This window comes from Terrabacter aeriphilus, assembly GCF_039542985.1.
Taxonomy (GTDB): Bacteria; Actinomycetota; Actinomycetes; order Actinomycetales; family Dermatophilaceae; genus Terrabacter; species Terrabacter aeriphilus.
Window position 1 is genome coordinate 258855 of record NZ_BAABIW010000016.1, and the last position, 16226, is coordinate 275080.

Genomic DNA, 16226 nt, shown 5'->3' on the forward strand with positions numbered 1-16226 from the left:
CAAGGCAATTCGCGGCAAAGAACGTAAATTCTTCGTAAAGGTCGAGGCCCAGACCTAGGCGTGCGTAGTCCATTCGGGATACTGGACGAGACAAAAGGGACGTAAAGGCCTTTCCGCCACTTCCGCCTCCCCCACCCCACGATCCGGGCCCCCGTTATGCTCGCCGGATGAGCGCTGACGCCCCCGAGGAGACCGCCCCCTACGGCAGCGGGAACCGCACGCCGGCCACGCCGGAGGGTGCCCCGAGCCCCCGTCGGGTGCGCATCCCCCACCTGCACGCGATGAAGGCCGAGGGCCGGCGCTGGGCGATGCTGACGGCATACGACATGTACGCCGCGCAGATCTTCGACGAGGCCGGCATCCCGGTGCTGCTCGTCGGCGACTCGGCCGGCAACAACGTGCTCGGCTACGAGACCACCGTGCCGGTCACGCTCGACGAGATGGTCCCCCTCGTGCGCTCGGTGGCGACCGCTGCGCGCCGGGCACTCGTCGTCGCCGACCTCCCGTTCGGCTCCTACGGCGCGTCGGTCGAACAGGGCTTCACCAGCGCGGTGCGCCTCATGAAGGAGGGTCTCGCCCACGCCGTCAAGCTCGAGGGCGGCCGCCCCATGGTGCCGCTCGTCCAGGCGCTCACGGGCGCGGGCATCCCGGTCATGGCCCACCTCGGCTTCACGCCGCAGAGCGAGCACCAGCTCGGTGGCTACCGCGTGCAGGGTCGCGGCGACGCCGCCGACGCGCTCGTCGACGAGGCCCGGGCGCTGCAGGACGCGGGCGCCTTCGCTGTCGTGCTCGAGATGGTGCCGGCCCCCGTCGCCGCGCGCGTGACCGAGGTCCTCGCGATCCCGACGATCGGCATCGGCGCCGGCAACGCCACCGATGCCCAGGTGCTGGTGTGGAGCGACTTCGCCGGCCTGCGCAGCGGCAAGGCGCCGCGCTTCGTCAAGAAGTACGCCGACCTGCGTGGCACGCTCCTCGACGCCGCGCGCACGTATGCCGCCGAGGTCGAGTCCGGGGCCTTCCCCGACGCGGGCCACTCCTTCGACTCCTGAGCCGCCGGTGCACCGGCAGACCGCCACGAGCGCGGCCCGCCACGCTCAGGGCGTGGGCGTATGCCGTCTCGTGGCGGTCCGTCGGGCCGGTGCCCGCAGTCGGTGGTGCGCTCAGTCGGTGGTGGCGCTGCCGGTGGTGCCGCGCTCGTTCCAGTCACGGTCGTCGGAGTCCCACTGCTCGGTCTTCTTGTGCGCCGTGTCGAGCGCGGCCCTGGCCTCGGCCTCGCTGGCGTACGGGCCGAGCACCTGCTCACCCCTGCTGCGGGTCTCGTCGGTCTCGACCTGACCCGTGTCGACGTTGTACCAGAAGCTCACGTGCGCTCTCCTTGTCGCCGGGTCCGCGTCGTGAACGCCCCTCTCGGACGGCACCCGCGGACGACCTAGACTCCACCGTATGCCGTTGCTCTCGCCGCGGGTGTCGCCGCACCCCCTCAGCCCACGCCGACCGGTGCCCGCCTCGATCGAGCGGCCGCACTACGTCGACGTGCCCAGCCCGCGCGAGGACGGCGACGTGCACCTCAAGGACGCCGAGACGATCGAGAAGATGCGGATCGCCTCGCGCATCGCGGCGACCGCGATGGTCGAGGCGTCGAAGGCCGTCGCGCCCGGGGTCACCACCGACGAGCTCGACGCGATCGCCCACGAGTACATGCTCGACCACGGCGCCTACCCCTCCCCCCTGGGCTACAAGGCGTTCCCGAAGTCGGTGTGCACCAGCGTCAACGAGGTCATCTGCCACGGCATCCCCGACGCGCGCCCGCTCGAGGACGGCGACATCGTCAACATCGACGTGACGGCCTACATCCACGGCGTGCACGGCGACACGGACGCCACCTACCTCGTCGGCGACGTCGACGAGGAGTCGCGGCTGCTCGTCGAGCGCACCCACGAGGCGATGATGCGCGGCATCCGCGCGGCGCGCCCGGGTCGCCAGATCAACGTCGTCGGACGCGTCATCGAGAGCTACGCCAAGCGTTTCGGCTACGGCGTCGTGCGCGACTTCACGGGCCACGGCATCGGGCTCGAGTTCCACAACGGGCTCATCGTGCCCCACTACGACGCGGCGCCGCACTACGACACCGTCATCGAGCCGGGCATGACGTTCACCGTCGAGCCGATGCTCAACCTCGGCACGCCCGAGTGGGACATGTGGGACGACCGCTGGACCGTCGTGACCCGTGACGGGCGCCGCTCTGCCCAGTTCGAGCACACCATCCTCGTCACCGAGGACGGCTACGAGATCCTCACCCTCCCGGAGGGTGTCGCGGCCCCGTAGGCTTCGGCTGCGCCGCGCGACGCGGCGGCCTCCGGTGCCGGCACGACGGCACCGACACCACAGCACGACAGCACGATCGACCACGTCCTCGACACGGAAGCAGGGACCATGGCCAAGCAGGGCACGCCCCTCGGCATCGACATCGGCGGCAGCGGCATCAAGGGCGCCCCCGTCGACCTCAAGAAGGGCGAGCTCGCCGGCAAGCGGCTCAAGATCCTGACGCCGAAGCCGGCCACGCCGGATGCCGTCGCCGAGGTCGTCGACCAGATCGTCGACCACTTCGCCGACGTGACGGGCGACTCCCCCATCGGCGTCACCGTGCCCGCCGTCGTCATCCGCGGCACCGTGCTCTCGGCCGCCAACATCGACCCGACGTGGATCGACACGGACGCCGAGGCGCTCATCCAGGAGCACACCGGGCGCTCGGTCACGGTCGTCAACGACGCCGACGCCGCCGGCCTCGCCGAGCTCTACTACGGCGCCGCGAAGGGCGTGCACGGGCTCGTCATCCTCACGACGCTCGGCACGGGCATCGGCAGCGCCATCATCCACGACGGCCGTCTCGTGCCGAACTCCGAGCTCGGCCACCTCGAGATCGACGGCTACGACGCCGAGGACCGCGCCGCGTCGTCGGTCAAGGACGCCGAGGACCTCTCGTGGGACGCGTACGCCGAGCGTCTGCAGACCTACTACGACACGATCGAGAAGCTCTTCTCGCCCGACCTCATCATCGTCGGCGGCGGCATCTCCAAGGACAGCGACGACTTCCTGCCGAAGCTCAAGCTGCGCTGCCCCATCGTGCCGGCCCAGCTGCGCAACCAGGCCGGCATCATCGGCGCCGCGCACCTCGCCGTCGACCTCGCCTGAGCCGACCGGCCGCTGACCCGGCCCTGACCCGGCCCTGACCCGGCAGGGTCAGAGCCGGGTCCCCGGGCCCACGACGGGTCAGCGCTGGAGGGCCGCGAGCAGCTCGGGCGCGCGGCGGTCGTAGAGCCGCGCGCCGAGCCGCAGGCCGGCGAGGCCGCCCACCGCTCCCAGGACGACCCCGGCCACGCCCGTGAGCCAGACGAAGGCCCCGCCGTCCTGCCAGGCGAACCAGGCGAGCACGAGGGTCGGCGCGGCCAGCACGACCGTGCAGAGGCTCGCGAGCGACTGCGCGCCCAGGGTGATGCCGGCCGCGCCCGGGGGCGCGCTGAACGGGCTCTCGCCCGACGCCGGCACCGGGTAGGGCAGCACGACGCTCATCACGCTCGAGACGCCGAACCCGGCCCCGAGCACCCCGACGGAGAGCCCGACGACGGCCGGCAGGAGGTCCCAGCGGCCGGCGAGCGCGACCCCGACGCCGGCGTAGACCGGCAGCAGCACCGCGGAGAGCAGCGCGCCGGGCACGAGCCGCCCGACGCGGTCGTCACGACCCGAGAGCCCGGCGACGAGGTGCAGCCAGAGGGCATCACCCTCGTAGGCCACCGCGTTGTGCTCGCTCCAGCCGAGCAGGAACGCGAGCAGGGGCGCCATGAGCAGCGGCGTCCAGGTGAGGTCGCTCGTGACGAACGGGATGAGCAGCACGAGAGGTAGCACGGGCGTCATGGCGAGGCTCACCTGGTAGCGCGGGTCACGGCGCCAGGAGGTGAGGGCGCGGGCGGCGACGGCTCCCCGCGGCGTGCCGGGCAGTCGGGCGAGGAGCCCGAGGTCCGAGCCCGTGGAGACCGACGCGTCGGAGCGCGTTCCCCCCGTGGGGTTCTCGACCTGCTCGCGGATCGCCGTCGCCCAGGCCCACCCGACGAGGGCGAGCAGGGCGGCGGCGAGCACGAGCCGCACGACCCCGACGCCGACGTCGCCGGCCGCGACGTCGCCGGAGGCGGCCCAGGCCCACCCGAGCGGGGTCCAGGCGACGACGCGCGCGGCCGTGGTGGCGAGCCCCACGAGGTCGCTGCCGAGGTTTCCGAGGAGCGAGAACGCGGGCCCGACGAGCACGAGGAGCAGCAGCCCGATGACGCCGACGGCGTCACGACCCCTGCGGCTGGAGATGATCCGCGTCATCCGGGCCGACACCCAACGGCTCGTCGTGACGGCCGTGAGCAGACCGATGGCGGCCCCGACGAGCGCGACGAGGGTCGAGGTGAGGGTCTGCGACGAACCGACGACGACACCGACGCAGAGCACCGTCGAGGCGATGGCGGGCAACCCGACGAGCGCCGCGGCGAGCAGGCCGACGGCCAGGTCGCGGTGCGGGATCGCGAAGGTCGCGAAGCGCCCCGGGTCGAGGGTCGGGTCCGAGCCGAACGACAGGAGGGGCACCACGGTCCACAGCACCGTGCCGGCCGCCCCGGCCAGGGGCACGACGACCCGCACCGCGTCGGGCGTCCCGCGCAGGGCGCCGAGACCGACCGCCACGGCGACGACGAGGCCCGTGAAGTAGATGATGCCGATGACGGCCCCGACGGCCTGGGCCCGGCTGCGCCGGAAGGTGTTGCGCAGCAGCCCGAGCTTCAGTCGGACGAGGTGCGCAACCACGACAGCCCCACCACCTCGGTCGAGCCGCCGACGAGGTCGACGAAGCGCTCCTCGAGCGACCGGCCGGCGCGCACGTCGTCGAGCCCGCCGGCCGCCAGCACCGTGCCGTCGGCGATGACCGCGACGTGCGAGCAGATGCGCTCGACGAGGTCCATGACGTGGCTCGAGAGCACGACCGTGCCGCCGGAGTCGACGAAGCCGGCGAGGATGCGCCGGATCGTCGCCGCGGAGACCGGGTCGACCGCCTCGAAGGGCTCGTCGAGCACGAGCACGCGCGGCGCGTGGACGAGCGCCGTCGCGAGGGTCACCTTCTTCGTCATGCCCGCCGAGTAGTCGACGACGAGCTTGCCCTGCGCCTCCGTGAGGCCGAGGGCCGCCACGAGCTCGGTGGCCCGCTCGGCGGCGAGGTCACGCGAGAGACCGCGCAGCAGGCCGGCATACGTGATGAGCTGGATGCCGGTGAGGCGGTCGAAGAGCTTGAGGCCGTCGGGCAGCACGCCGAGCAGCCGCTTGGCGGCGAGGGGATCGGCCCACACGTCGTGGCCGAGCACGAAGGCCTGGCCCGCGTCGGGTCGCAGCAGGCCCGTGACCATCGACAGCGTCGTCGTCTTGCCGGCGCCGTTCGGCCCCACGAGACCGAAGAACGACCCCCTCGGGACGTCGAGGTCGATGCCCTTGACGGCGATGACCTCGCCGAAGCGCTTGCCGAGCCCACGCACCGCGATGGCGGGCCCATCGGTCGGAACACCCTGCGGCGCAGGTAGATCCGTCATCTCAGTCATGGTTCCCCCGTTGGTCCCGTCGATGGATGGGACGTCAGAACGTCGCCGACTCCGCGTCGCGCAGCGGCACGTAGGTCAGTCCATCCACGCCGGAGAACTGCTCGACGTGGCCGGCATACATCCGGTGCCCCACCTCGCTCAGCAGGGCGTCGTGGATCGGGATGAAGACCTTGGGGGCGATGCGGGAGACGAAGGCGATCGAGTCGCGGCTCGCGGCCCACGGGGCGCTCAGCGGGTGGGCGAGCACGTCGACCGCCCCGGGCTCCCCGTCGTAGGCGTCACCGGGGTGGAAGATGGAGGGCTCGCCCGCCGCCCGGAGCACGACCCCGACGTTGGGGATGCGCGGCATGTCCGGGTGGTTGAACGCGTGCAGCTCGCCGACGGGCGACACCGTGACGTCACCGACCGCGAAGTCCTCGCCGTGTCGGGTCGGCACCGCCTCCAGCCCCTCTCCGCGCAGCTTCTCGGCCGTCAGCGGGTCGGTGTGCACGCTCGCCCGCGGGTTGTCGCGCAGCAGCGCCGCCACCCGCTCGGGGTCGAAGTGGTCGGCGTGGTTGTGGGTGACGAGCACCGCGTCGAGGTCACGCAGCTGCTCGAAGCCCGACGAGAAGGAGCCGGGGTCGAGCAGGACGCGGCGGTCGGCCAGCTCGACGAGCAGGCAGGCATGTCCGAGGTGAGTCACGCGCATGCCTCCACCTAACCACGAGTGCGGTGACAGACTCGCGAGCAGGACGCGGCGCGACCGGCGCCGCCCGGGGCGCATCGGAGGACGACGCGTGGACGGTGCCGGACCTGACGACCTCACCCTGCTGCGGGCGCACGAGCCGGTCGTGCGCCTCACGAAGGGCGAGTACTTCGTGCCGGTCGCCGTCGACGCCTTCGTCGCCCACGCGAGCCTCGTGCGTGACGAGGCGGGCACGACCTCCGTGCTGGCGAGCCCCGGCACCCTCGACCTCGACCTGCTCGCCGCGCTCGGGGCGCGGCACGACGGGCCCGGGCTCTCGCTGTCGGGCATCGCCGGGCCGAGCACCTGGCTCGACCGCCTGCGCCAGCTGCTGCCCGGCGCCCGGCCGAGCTTCCACGCCGGCAGCCGGCTCGCGCAGGTCGGCCTCCTCGGCCGCATGGTCGACACCCTGAGCCGCCTCTCCCTCCTCCTGCGCGGCTCGGTGCCGGGCGGCAGCGCGGCGGCCGCCTACGCGGTGCAGGAGGCGCACCTGCACCCCGAGCGGCCCACCTACTACGGCCGCGTCGTGCGCGGCGCCGGCTGGGTGGTCTGCCAGTACTGGTTCTTCTACGCCTTCAACAACTGGCGCTCCGGCTTCTCGGGCGTCAACGAGCACGAGGGCGACTGGGAGCAGGTGACGGTCTTCCTCGACGGCAGCGGTGCGGTCGAGGACGACGGCCTGCCGCCGGCGCGATGGGTCGTCTTCAGCGCGCACGACGAGACCGGCGACGACCTGCGGCGCCGGTGGGACGACCCGGACCTCGAGCGGGTGGCGGGCCGACATCCCGTCGTCCACGCGGGAGCCGGTTCGCACTCCGGCGCCTACCTGCCCGGCGACTACCTCATCACCGTCGTGCCTCCCTCGTGGGGCGGGATCATCCCGGCCGTGCGACGCGCCGCCAAGCTGCTCGCGCCGTGGGGCCGGGCCGCGCAGGGCAGCGGGCTCGGCATCCCCTACATCGACTACGCGCGGGGCGACGGTGCGGCGATCGGGCCCGGCACCGACCGGGAGTGGCACCCCGTCGTCGTCGACGACGACACCCCCTGGGTGCGGGACTACCGGGGCCTCTGGGGTCACGACACCAAGGACCGCCTCGGTGGTGAGCGCGGCCCGGCCGGCCCGCGCTACGAGCGGTCCGCCACGGTGCGCGCCTCGTGGGGGGACCCCGTCGGGTGGGCCGCCCTCGCCAAGGTCGCCCCCGGCCCCGACGCCGAGGCGACGCTCGTCGCCGAGCGCATCGGCGACATCGACGGCCAGCTGGCCGTCATGGCATCGCGCTCCGACGAGCTGGCGCGCGACCTCGCGACACGGGCGGCGGGCCTCGGCCCCGACAGCCCCGACGTGCGCCGACTGCGCCCCGCGGAGGACGAGCTGACGACCCTGCGGCTCGACGCCGTGCGACTCCGCGACGAGCGCGCGCGCATGGAGCGCGTGCTCCGCGACGGCCTGCCCACGCCGTCGCCCCACGCGCACCTCTCGCACCGACGCACGCCGATCGGGGCGAGCGAGCGTTCACGCGACCGCCTCCTCGGCGCCTGGGCCGTCGTCAGCACGCCGATCGTGCTCTACCTCGTCGCCGGCCTCTTCAAGCCGGGGATGACCGACCGACCGCTCGGCGCGGTCGTGCTGCTCGCGACCCTCCTCGGTGTCGAGGCGTTCGCCCGCGGCTACTTCCTCGCGTATGCCGTCCGCGTCGCCGTCGTCGTCGGCCTCGTCGCGCTCGCGGTGGCGTTCGCCGGCAGCTGGCAGCCCGTGACGTACTGGACCCTCGTCGGCGCAGCGGTGCTGATCCTCGTCGTCAACCTCAAGGACGCCCTCCGGCCCTGAGGCGTGCCCCCGCCTCAGCCGGGGCGACGGCGCGGCGTCCCGGCCGGGCGCCGGTGCGACCGGAGTCGGCGCACGCGGCCCCAGAGGGTCGACGACGTCGGTGGGAGGCGCACGGGCGCGGCCGCGGCGGGCACGACGGCCGACTCCCCCGCGAGCTCGAGCTCGTGCACGGCCCGCACCGAGTCGCTGAGCAGCGCGCCGTAGACGGTCCACTGCTCGGTGTCGTCGAACGGCGTCGCGCGCACCTGCTCGCCGAGCTCCCCGAGCACCTCGAGGGCGTCGGCCAGGGCCTCCCGGAAGGCTCGACGGGAGTCGTCGTCGTGGCGCCCGAGCTGGTGCACGGCGAGCCCCATGGAGCCGAGCGCGTCGGCGTAGCGCGCGAGGAAGTCGGGTGACGGCGCGGGCCGGCGGTGCCCCTCCCGCGCGGCGTCGACGAGCGTGCGACCGATGCCCGTGACGTGCCACACCGTGCGGCGCACGGCGGTCACGGTCCGTTCGTAGCCGTCCCAGTCGACGTCGGCCGGCCGGAGGTTGTCGCGCGGGTTGAAGCGGGTGCTCTCCCGGCCCGTGCGCACGTCGTCGAGCACGAGCGGGGCGCGCTCGGCGATCTCGTCGGCCGAGCGGTGCCACCGGCCGGCGAGCTCCTCGTCCCAGTCGCCGGAGAGCCCCTGCGCCATGGCCTCGAGCAGCTCGGCGGCCTGGCGCGTCAGCGCCCGCACCCGCTGGCGGGGCTGCGTGAGGTGCAGGGGTGCGAGGACCACCGCGTTGACCACGACACCGATCACGCCTCCCGCCACCGTCTCGACGATGGTGAGCACCGTGAACTGCTCGTCGGTGCCCTTGGCCGTGATGAGCGCGAGCAGGACCATCGTGGGCACCTGGATGCCGTGGTCGCCGAGGCGCGACCACCGTCCGATGACGAGCGCCACGAGCAGCACCGGCGCGACCGTCCACCACGTGACCCCGACGACGGTCGCGACGACCCACGCGACGCTGAGCCCGAGCACGACGGCGGCGATGCGCTGCACGCTCGCCGACAGCGAGCGCACGAGCGTGCGGTCGACGACGAGCAGGGCGGCCATCGGGGCGTAGAACGGCACGGGGCTGTGCAGCACCCGCAGCGCGAACTGCCAGGCCAGCACCGTGGCGACGGCCGCCTTGACGAGGAGCATCAGGGCGTCGCGCTCGGGACCCGGCCGCGTGGCCGCCGTGCGCAGGGCGACGAGCCGCGTCCGCGTGTCGTCGCGCCATCGGCGCAGCGTCGGGGAGGTCGGCGCCGGGGCCGGCGTCGCGGCGGGGGCGGACGCCGAGGTCGGCGTCGGCGGGGGTGGGGGCGTGGGTGCGGGGGTCATGGCGAGAGGGGTCGCGTCCGGTCGGTCGTGGGATGGGTTCTGGAAGGGTCGTGGGGGTTTCTCGGTGAGCGGCTGTGGGCCGGGAGCCGTCCCGGCGCCGGGGGCGGCCCTCAGCCGGAGCGCCGTTCGGCGGCCACCTCGGCCGCGCGGCGGTCCTCCTCGTCCATGGCCCGGGTGTCACGCGGCTCGGCGAACGGTTCGAGGTCCTCGGGCATGCCCTCGGCGATGGCCCGGCTGCGGTCGAGCTCGGCGTTGACCTCCGCTCCGAGCAGGATGGCGATGTTGGTCAGCCACAGCCAGACGAGGAAGACGACGACGCCGGCGAGCGAGCCGTACGTCTTGTCGTAGGACGAGAAGGTCGCGACGTAGACGGCGAAGACCGCCGACACGACGAGCCAGAGCAGGACGGCGATGACGCCGCCCGGGCTCACCCAGCGCACCCCGCCCTGCTTGGCGTTGGGGCTCGCCCAGAAGAGCACGGCGAAGAGCACCGAGACGAGCACGAGCAGCACGGGCCACTTGAGCACGCTCCACACGAGCAGCGTGGTGTCGCCGGCGCCGACGAGCCCACCGACCTGCTGCGCCACCGGGCCGCTGACGACGACGATGACGGCGCTCACGACCATGACGATCACGGCGAGCAGCGTGACGCCGACCCTGATCGGGATGGTCTTCCAGATCGGACGCCCCTCGGGGATGTCGTAGATGACGTTGGAGGCCCGCATGAAGGCGGAGACGTAGCCGGAGGCCGACCAGAGCGCCACGAGCAGGCCGAGGACGGCCCCGATCCCGGCGCCGGTGCGGTTCGACTGGGCCTGGGTCACGAGGGTGCGCACGAAGTCGGCGCTCGAGCCGGGGGCCACGGCCTGCACCTGGTCGACGACCTCGGCCGTCGCGTCGCGCCCGAGCAGGCCCAGCGCCGAGACGAGCACGACGAGCGCCGGAGCGAGCGACAGCACCCCGTAGTAGGTGAGCGACGCCGCGAGGTCGGTCAGGTTGTCACGCTTGAACTCCGCCCTGGCGCGCTTCAGCACCGCCACGAGCGAGTCCCTGGGCAGGTCGGTCGGGCTGTCGGGAGCCGCTTCGCGGGAGGGGTGCGGTGTCGGGGCCATGCCCCACGCATACCCTCGCGGTGGTCAGCCACACCACGAGCAGCGGGGCGGTCGGCGCCACCCTTCGCGGCCCGCGACGGTGCAGGCCCTGGCGGCCGGCGCCCCTCGGCGGTGGCAGGATGGACGCTCGTGCGGGCAGACGCCCGGCGATCCGACTCGGGGACCGAAGGGAGTGCGACCGATGGGCACCGACCCCGCACAGGTCATCGCCGGCCGGTATCGGCTGCTGGGTCGCATCGGCTCCGGCGGCATGGGCCACGTGTGGCACGCCTGGGACGAGCGGCTGAGCCGGGCCGTCGCGGTCAAGCAGCTGCACTCGCTCGCCGGCCTGCCCGAGGCGGAGGCCGAGGTCGCCCACGAGCGGGCCCTGCGCGAGGCCCGGATCACCGCGCGCCTGCACCACCCCAACGCCGTGCCGGTCTTCGACGTCGTCGACCACGACGGGCGCCCCTGCCTCGTCATGCAGTACCTCCCCTCGCGCAGCCTGCAGCAGCTGCTGGCCGACGAGGGACCCCTCCCCCCGACGGAGGCCGCCCGCGTCGGCAGCCAGGTCGCCTCGGCCCTCGCGGCGGCCCACCGGGCCGACATCGTGCACCGCGACGTCAAGCCCGGCAACGTGCTCATCGCCGAGGACGGCACGGCCCGGATCACCGACTTCGGCATCTCGCACGCGCTCGGCGACGCCTCGCTCACCTCGACCGGCATGGTGACCGGCACCCCCGCCTACCTCGCCCCCGAGGTGGCGCGCGGAGCGTCGTCGAGCCCGGCCTCCGACGTGTTCTCGCTCGGCGCGACGGTGTATGCCGCCACCGAGGGCGAGCCGCCCTTCGGCACGGCCGCGAACGCCATGGCGCTGCTGCACCGGGTCGCCTCCGGGGCCATCACCCCGCCGACCGACGGCCCGCTCGCCCCGGTGCTCCTGCGGATGCTCGCCGCCAGCCCCGAGGACCGCCCGTCGATGCAGCAGGCGGCACGCGAGCTCGCGGCCGTGGCGGCTGCAGCCGGAGCGACCCCGTCGACCACCGCTGGCACCGCAACCACCTCAGCCGGCGCGGCCACCGAGGCCATCGCGGTGACGCGTGCGGCCGCCCCCGTCCCCCCGGTCACGCCGGTCACCCCACCCGCCGCCGGCGCCACAGGCGCGATGCCGGTGGCCACCCCGCCCGGCCCCGACCCGTCCGGTGGTGCGCCGCGGCGACGCCGGCGGGCGCCGGTCGCGGCCCTCGCCGTGATCCTCGCAGGCGGTCTCGGCGTGCTCGGCTACTCGCTCGTCGGCGGCGACGAGCCCGGTGCCGGCCCGTCGAGGGCCGGTGCGGCGCCGACCTCGTCCGCACCCTCCGCGACGACCCCGGCGAGGACGCCGTCGGCCACGCCGTCGCGCACGCCCGCCGGCGCTGCGTCGAAGGCGCCACCGGCGACGTCCCCGACCACGCCGCCCGCGACCCCATCGGGGACGACCACCACCGCTGGTGAGCCGACCTCACCCGCGCCGTCGAGCACGGATGCCGGGGGCTCGCCCACGTCGGACTCCGACCTCGCGGGCGCGGTGCGCGACTACTACGCGCTGCTGCCCGGCGACACGGGGGCCGGGTGGTCACGCCTCAGCGACCGCTACCGCTCGACGACCGCGCGAGACCGTGGCACCTACGAGTCCTTCTGGGGCTCGGTGCGATCCGTCGACGTGCGCCAGGCGAGTGGGTCCGCCCCCGGCACGGCGCAGGCGACGATCCGCTACGAGTTCCGCGACGGGCGGCGCTTCGAGGAACGCACGACCTACCGCTTCGTCGACGAGGGCGGTCTGCTCAAGATCGACGCCTCGACCGTGCGGAGCAGCCGGCAGCTCTGAGGGCCACCACTGAGGGCCACCTCCGTGGGCCAGCTCCGTGGGCCAGCTCCGTGGGCCACCTCTGTGGGCCCGCACGATGCCCGGGCCCGCGGGCCCCAACTCGGGGCCGGCGGTTCCCGTCGGCTCAGTGCGCGCCCTGGAGCACCCAGGCCGGCTCGTGCATGCCGGTGGGGGCCACCGTGCGGGTCGTGCACGCCTCGACGAGGCGCTGGAGCACGACGGCACGCTCGCTCAGGGTCATCCCGATCGTGGCACCGTTGTCGTCACCCTGGGGCACTGCGCTCATGCTCATCTCCCTGCTGGTAGCCACCGGCGCGTCGGCGCGAGCCGGTGTGGGGGGTGCGGCTGGGGGGCTGCAGGAACAGAAATAGCACCGCGCGGAGCCCGGCAGGTCCGACTTGTCCTTTCTTTACCTAAAACAGGGATTTCAGGGGGTTCAGCCCCGCGACGTCGCTCACCGTCGCACCTCGCGGTGCGACCCGTCGGTGCGACGGGTCCAGCCGCGCGCGTCCAGGTGCTCGAGGAGCGGGATGACGACCCTGCGGGTCGTGGCGAGCGCCTGGCGCGCCTCGCTCGTCGTGAAGGGCTGCGGCAACCCGGCCAGCACGCGCATGGCCTGCGCGGGCCCCGAGGGCAGCAGGAGCACGTCGTCGGCGAGCCGCAGCAGCCGTCCGGCGGCGACGGCGGCGGCCACCTCCCGGGCGCCCAGGGAGGCCTGTGCGAGCTCGCCCTTCTCGGGCGCGGCGAACGGGTGCTCCCGCAGCCGGGCCTCGACGCCTCGCAGGCCGCCCTCCGCGGCGGGTCCGAGCGAGGCCCGCACCCCGGGCAGCCACACCCGGCCTCCGTCGACCTCGAGACCGGCACCCGTCGCCACCGGCGCGACGAGCGCCCGGTCGGGCAGACCCGCCGCCGACCGGGCGGCCTCGAGCGACAGGGTGGGGTCGAGCGGGTCGGCGACGGCGCGCGCCTCGAGGGCGGTCCGCAGCGCGGACTCCCACCCCTGCCAGCAGGCGGGGTCGACGAGCCAGTCCCCCGCCTCCCGCACGGGCGGAGGGACCGGGCCGTCGAGGCGGATGCCGAGGGCCACGGCATCCGTGCGCCGCATCGCCCCCCGGCGCCCGACCTCCCGGGCGAGGTCGAGCCGGCCCGTCTCGGTCGCGAGGCGCTCGCCCCGCTGCACGGCAGCACCGCGCCGCGTCAGGGCGGGCGGGTCGGTGTCGACGACGAGCACACCGCCCGCCATCCGTCGCAGACCCGGGTCTCGGAGGATGGCGCGGTCACCGGCCCCCAGCGGCAGCGGCCGTGTCAGGGTCAGCCGTGCGGCGTCACCGCCGAGCGGGCGCACGCCCACCTCGACGGTGGTCGTGCCGACGTGCAGCAGGAGGTGGCCGGGCAGGTCGGTGGCCACGCTGCCGCGCAGGCGCACGTCGACCGTCGAGGTGAGCGGCCAGGCGCCGGGCGTCAGCAGGGCCGTGCCCCGGCCGACGGCGTCGGGGCCGACCCCGCGCAGGTTGACGGCCACGCGCGCGACGGCGGGCACGGCATCCCTCGGCTGCTCGAGCGACTGCAGCCCGCGCACCCGCACGACCTGGCCTCCCACCTGGAGCTCGTCGCCCGTGGTGATCGTGCCCTCCGAGAGGGTGCCCGTGACGACGGTGCCGGCCCCCCGGATCGTGAACGACCGGTCGACCCAGAGACGCACGCGCGCCGCCGTGTCCGGTGCCGGGAGGCCGGCGACGAGACCGTCGAGCGCCTCCCGCAGCCGGTCGAGCCCCGCCCCGGTGCGGGCCGAGGTCGTCACGACCTCGACGTCGCCGAGGCTCGAGCGCGCCACCCGGGCGCGGGCGTCGGCGGCCGCCGGGCCCGGGTCGGCGAGGTCGCTGCGGGTCACGACGACCAGGCCGTGGCGCAGCTCAAGCGCGTCGATCGCCGCGAGGTGCTCGGTGGACTGCTCGCGCCAGCCCTCGTCCGCGGCGACGACGACGAGCACGGCCGGGGCGGGGCCGAGGCCGGCGAGCATGTTGCCGAGGAAGCGCTGGTGGCCGGGCACGTCGACGAACGCGAGCTCGGCCCCGGACGGCAGCGTCGTCCACGCGTAGCCGAGGTCGATCGTCATCCCCCGCCGGTGCTCCTCCTCCCAGCGGTCCGGCTCGATGCCGGTGAGGGCGCGCACGAGCGCCGACTTGCCGTGGTCGACGTGCCCGGCGGTCGCGAGGACGTGCACGGCTCAGCCGTCCCCGCCGGTGGGCCGCAGGCTGTCGGAGAGCGCCCGCTCCAGGGCGCCGGCCAGCACCTCGTCCTCGTGCGGCGGCACGCAGCGCAGGTCGACGAGGCAGCGCCCCCCCTCGAGGCGGGCGACCACGCCCGGGTCGCCCCGACGCAGCCGCACGGCGCACCCCTCGGGCAGCTCGAGCGCGCACCCCGGCAGCTCGAGGCCCGGCGCGCCGCCCCCGCCGACCGCGCCGACGACGGGCACGACACGCACGCCGAGCCGGTCGGCGAGGCGCTCGGTACGGGCGCGCACCGCGTCGGCGTCCGCGTGCAGGTATGCCGTGACGGGAGGACGGGGGCCACGCACCGTCGCCTCGAGCGCGGCGAGTGCCAGCTTGTCGACGCGCAGGGCCCGTGCGAGCGGGTGCCGGCGCAGCCGCTCGACGACCGTGGCCTCACCGAGCACGAGACCGGCCTGCGGGCCGCCGAGCAGCTTGTCGCCGCTCGCCGTGACGAGGGTGGCGCCGCGCCCGAGGGCCGTGGCGGCATCCGGCTCGTCGGGCAGCCGCGGGTCCGGGGCGAGCAGCCCGCTGCCGATGTCGACGACGACAGGCACGCCGAGCCCGACGAGCTCGGGCACCTCGGCCGCCGAGGTGAAGCCCTCGACACGGAAGTTGCTCGGGTGCACCTTGAGGATGCAGCCGGTGTCCGGTCCCACGGCCTCGGCGTAGTCCCGCGCCGTCGTCCGGTTCGTCGTGCCGACCTCGCGCAGCCGCGCGCCGGTGCTGGCGATGAGGTCGGGCAGCCTGAAACCGTCGCCGATCTCGACCATCTCGCCGCGGCTCACGACCACCTCGCGACCGGCGGCCAGCGCCGTCGTCGCGAGGACGAGCGCCGCCGCCCCGTTGTTGACGACGAGGGCGTCACCCGCCGCCGGCACGGCCGCACGCAGGGCCGCGAGGGTGCCGCGACCCCGCCGGGCGCGATCGCCGGTGGCCGTGTCGTACTCGACGTCCACGTAGCCGGAGGCCGCCACGAGCGCGTCGACCGCGGCCGCGGAGAGTGGGGCGCGGCCGATGTTCGTGTGCACCACGACCCCGGTGGCGTTGAGGAGCGGGCGCAGGCTCGTGGCGCGTCCGGGAAGGCCGGCCTCGGCGACGCGGGCGACGTCCTCGGGCGCGATCTCCCCCGCACGGGCCCGGGCCTGTGCGCTCGAGACGGCCTGCTTGACGGTGGCCTCGCCCAGGCGGGCGACGGCGTCCGCGAGGGCCGGCGTCTCGAGCAGCCGGTCGGTGCGGGGGATGCGGCGACGCGGGTCGTCCTCGGCCACGCCGGGCCACCTCCTCGGGCGAGTCGTACGGGTGCGCTTGGCGGAGGTGGACGGGAATCGAACCCGCCAGACCGAGATGCTCGGTCTCACCGGTTTTGAAGACCGGGGGGACCACCAGGAACCCTGACACCTCCACGCGCCACCGTACCCAGTGGCCGCGCGCGGGCCGCGCCCACCCGGCCCGGGGCCGCCCCCCCCCCCC

At 74.7% G+C, this 16226-nt stretch carries 14 protein-coding genes and 1 tRNA gene; 5 read left to right on the top strand and 10 right to left on the bottom strand.

Features of this window, described 5'->3' with window-relative positions:
* Nucleotides 1-167: 167 nt before the first annotated feature.
* Nucleotides 168-1049 (top strand): 3-methyl-2-oxobutanoate hydroxymethyltransferase, encoded by an 882-nt coding sequence (gene panB, locus ABD979_RS12955; RefSeq protein ID WP_345507898.1) that lies wholly within the window; start codon nt 168-170, stop codon nt 1047-1049.
* Between the two features lie 111 nt (nt 1050-1160).
* Here panB and ABD979_RS12960 read toward each other — a convergent pair whose 3' ends face one another.
* Nucleotides 1161-1364 (bottom strand): methionine aminopeptidase, encoded by a 204-nt coding sequence (locus ABD979_RS12960; RefSeq protein WP_345507899.1) that lies wholly within the window; start codon nt 1362-1364, stop codon nt 1161-1163.
* Between the two features lie 79 nt (nt 1365-1443).
* On the opposite strand from ABD979_RS12960, the gene map reads away from it, so the two are divergent.
* Both map and ppgK read left to right on the top strand, forming a co-directional pair.
* Nucleotides 1444-2325 (top strand): type I methionyl aminopeptidase, encoded by an 882-nt coding sequence (map, locus tag ABD979_RS12965; RefSeq protein WP_345507900.1) that lies wholly within the window; start codon nt 1444-1446, stop codon nt 2323-2325.
* Nucleotides 2326-2433: 108 nt separating this feature from the next.
* Entirely contained in the window at nt 2434-3192 is a 759-nt protein-coding gene (ppgK, locus tag ABD979_RS12970) for a polyphosphate--glucose phosphotransferase (protein ID WP_345507901.1), read from the top strand.
* A 78-nt stretch (nt 3193-3270) separates the two neighbouring features.
* On the opposite strand, the gene ABD979_RS12975 is transcribed toward ppgK, so the two are convergent.
* Genes ABD979_RS12975 through ABD979_RS12985 form a run of 3 tightly spaced genes read right to left on the bottom strand, consistent with a single transcriptional unit; the run spans nt 3271 to nt 6309 of the window.
* Nucleotides 3271-4839, bottom strand: coding sequence for a hypothetical protein (locus ABD979_RS12975; protein WP_345507902.1), 1569 nt, complete (start codon nt 4837-4839; stop codon nt 3271-3273).
* Nucleotides 4815-5621 (bottom strand): ABC transporter ATP-binding protein, encoded by an 807-nt coding sequence (locus ABD979_RS12980; RefSeq protein ID WP_345507903.1) that lies wholly within the window; start codon nt 5619-5621, stop codon nt 4815-4817. The genes ABD979_RS12975 and ABD979_RS12980 overlap by 25 nt, the downstream gene beginning before the upstream one ends.
* 34 nt (nt 5622-5655) lie before the next feature.
* The gene (locus tag ABD979_RS12985; protein WP_345507904.1) at nt 5656-6309 is read right to left on the bottom strand and encodes an MBL fold metallo-hydrolase; all 654 of its coding nucleotides are present in this window, start codon (nt 6307-6309) and stop codon (nt 5656-5658) included.
* An 88-nt stretch (nt 6310-6397) separates the two neighbouring features.
* Here ABD979_RS12985 and ABD979_RS12990 point away from each other — a divergent pair, with 88 nt between their 5' ends.
* The gene (locus ABD979_RS12990; RefSeq protein WP_345507905.1) at nt 6398-8173 is read left to right on the top strand and encodes a hypothetical protein; all 1776 of its coding nucleotides are present in this window, start codon (nt 6398-6400) and stop codon (nt 8171-8173) included.
* 14 nt (nt 8174-8187) lie between these two features.
* Here the strand turns inward: ABD979_RS12990 and ABD979_RS12995 are convergent, their stop codons facing one another.
* Both ABD979_RS12995 and ABD979_RS13000 read right to left on the bottom strand, forming a co-directional pair.
* Nucleotides 8188-9525: an FUSC family protein gene (locus ABD979_RS12995; RefSeq protein ID WP_345507906.1), complete on the bottom strand. Its 1338-nt coding sequence runs from the start codon at nt 9523-9525 to the stop codon at nt 8188-8190.
* 110 nt (nt 9526-9635) lie between these two features.
* Nucleotides 9636-10637 (bottom strand): YihY/virulence factor BrkB family protein, encoded by a 1002-nt coding sequence (locus ABD979_RS13000; RefSeq protein WP_345507907.1) that lies wholly within the window; start codon nt 10635-10637, stop codon nt 9636-9638.
* Between the two features lie 181 nt (nt 10638-10818).
* Between ABD979_RS13000 and ABD979_RS13005 the strand changes: the two genes are divergently transcribed.
* The gene (locus ABD979_RS13005) at nt 10819-12483 is read left to right on the top strand and encodes a serine/threonine-protein kinase (protein WP_345507908.1); all 1665 of its coding nucleotides are present in this window, start codon (nt 10819-10821) and stop codon (nt 12481-12483) included.
* Between the two features lie 124 nt (nt 12484-12607).
* Here ABD979_RS13005 and ABD979_RS13010 read toward each other — a convergent pair whose 3' ends face one another.
* The 4 genes from ABD979_RS13010 to ABD979_RS13025 form a co-directional block, all read right to left on the bottom strand.
* On the bottom strand, nt 12608-12769 hold the full coding sequence (locus ABD979_RS13010) for a hypothetical protein (protein WP_345507909.1): 162 nt from the start codon (nt 12767-12769) through the stop codon (nt 12608-12610).
* A 168-nt stretch (nt 12770-12937) separates the two neighbouring features.
* Complete coding sequence (gene selB / locus ABD979_RS13015; protein WP_345507910.1) at nt 12938-14707, bottom strand: selenocysteine-specific translation elongation factor; 1770 nt, start codon at nt 14705-14707, stop codon at nt 12938-12940.
* Nucleotides 14708-14710: 3 nt separating this feature from the next.
* A complete protein-coding gene (selA, locus tag ABD979_RS13020; protein ID WP_345507911.1) occupies nt 14711-16024 on the bottom strand; it encodes an L-seryl-tRNA(Sec) selenium transferase in 1314 nt (437 codons plus the stop codon).
* 38 nt (nt 16025-16062) lie between these two features.
* Nucleotides 16063-16158: transfer RNA gene (locus ABD979_RS13025), tRNA-Sec, on the bottom strand.
* Nucleotides 16159-16226: the final 68 nt, after the last annotated feature.

What these genes read in the sequence shown, in the direction of transcription:
- ABD979_RS13010 (WP_345507909.1), bottom strand. Translation starts at nt 12,769, where the DNA reads ATGAGCGCAGTGCCCCAGGGTGACGACAACGGTGCCACGATCGGGATG.
- ABD979_RS13000 (WP_345507907.1), bottom strand. Translation starts at nt 10,637, where the DNA reads ATGGCCCCGACACCGCACCCCTCCCGCGAAGCGGCTCCCGACAGCCCG.
- ABD979_RS12985 (WP_345507904.1), bottom strand. Translation starts at nt 6,309, where the DNA reads ATGCGCGTGACTCACCTCGGACATGCCTGCCTGCTCGTCGAGCTGGCC.
- ABD979_RS13005 (WP_345507908.1), top strand. Translation starts at nt 10,819, where the DNA reads ATGGGCACCGACCCCGCACAGGTCATCGCCGGCCGGTATCGGCTGCTG.
- panB (WP_345507898.1), top strand. Translation starts at nt 168, where the DNA reads ATGAGCGCTGACGCCCCCGAGGAGACCGCCCCCTACGGCAGCGGGAAC.
- ABD979_RS12995 (WP_345507906.1), bottom strand. Translation starts at nt 9,525, where the DNA reads ATGACCCCCGCACCCACGCCCCCACCCCCGCCGACGCCGACCTCGGCG.
- map (WP_345507900.1), top strand. Translation starts at nt 1,444, where the DNA reads ATGCCGTTGCTCTCGCCGCGGGTGTCGCCGCACCCCCTCAGCCCACGC.
- ppgK (WP_345507901.1), top strand. Translation starts at nt 2,434, where the DNA reads ATGGCCAAGCAGGGCACGCCCCTCGGCATCGACATCGGCGGCAGCGGC.
- ABD979_RS12980 (WP_345507903.1), bottom strand. Translation starts at nt 5,621, where the DNA reads ATGACTGAGATGACGGATCTACCTGCGCCGCAGGGTGTTCCGACCGAT.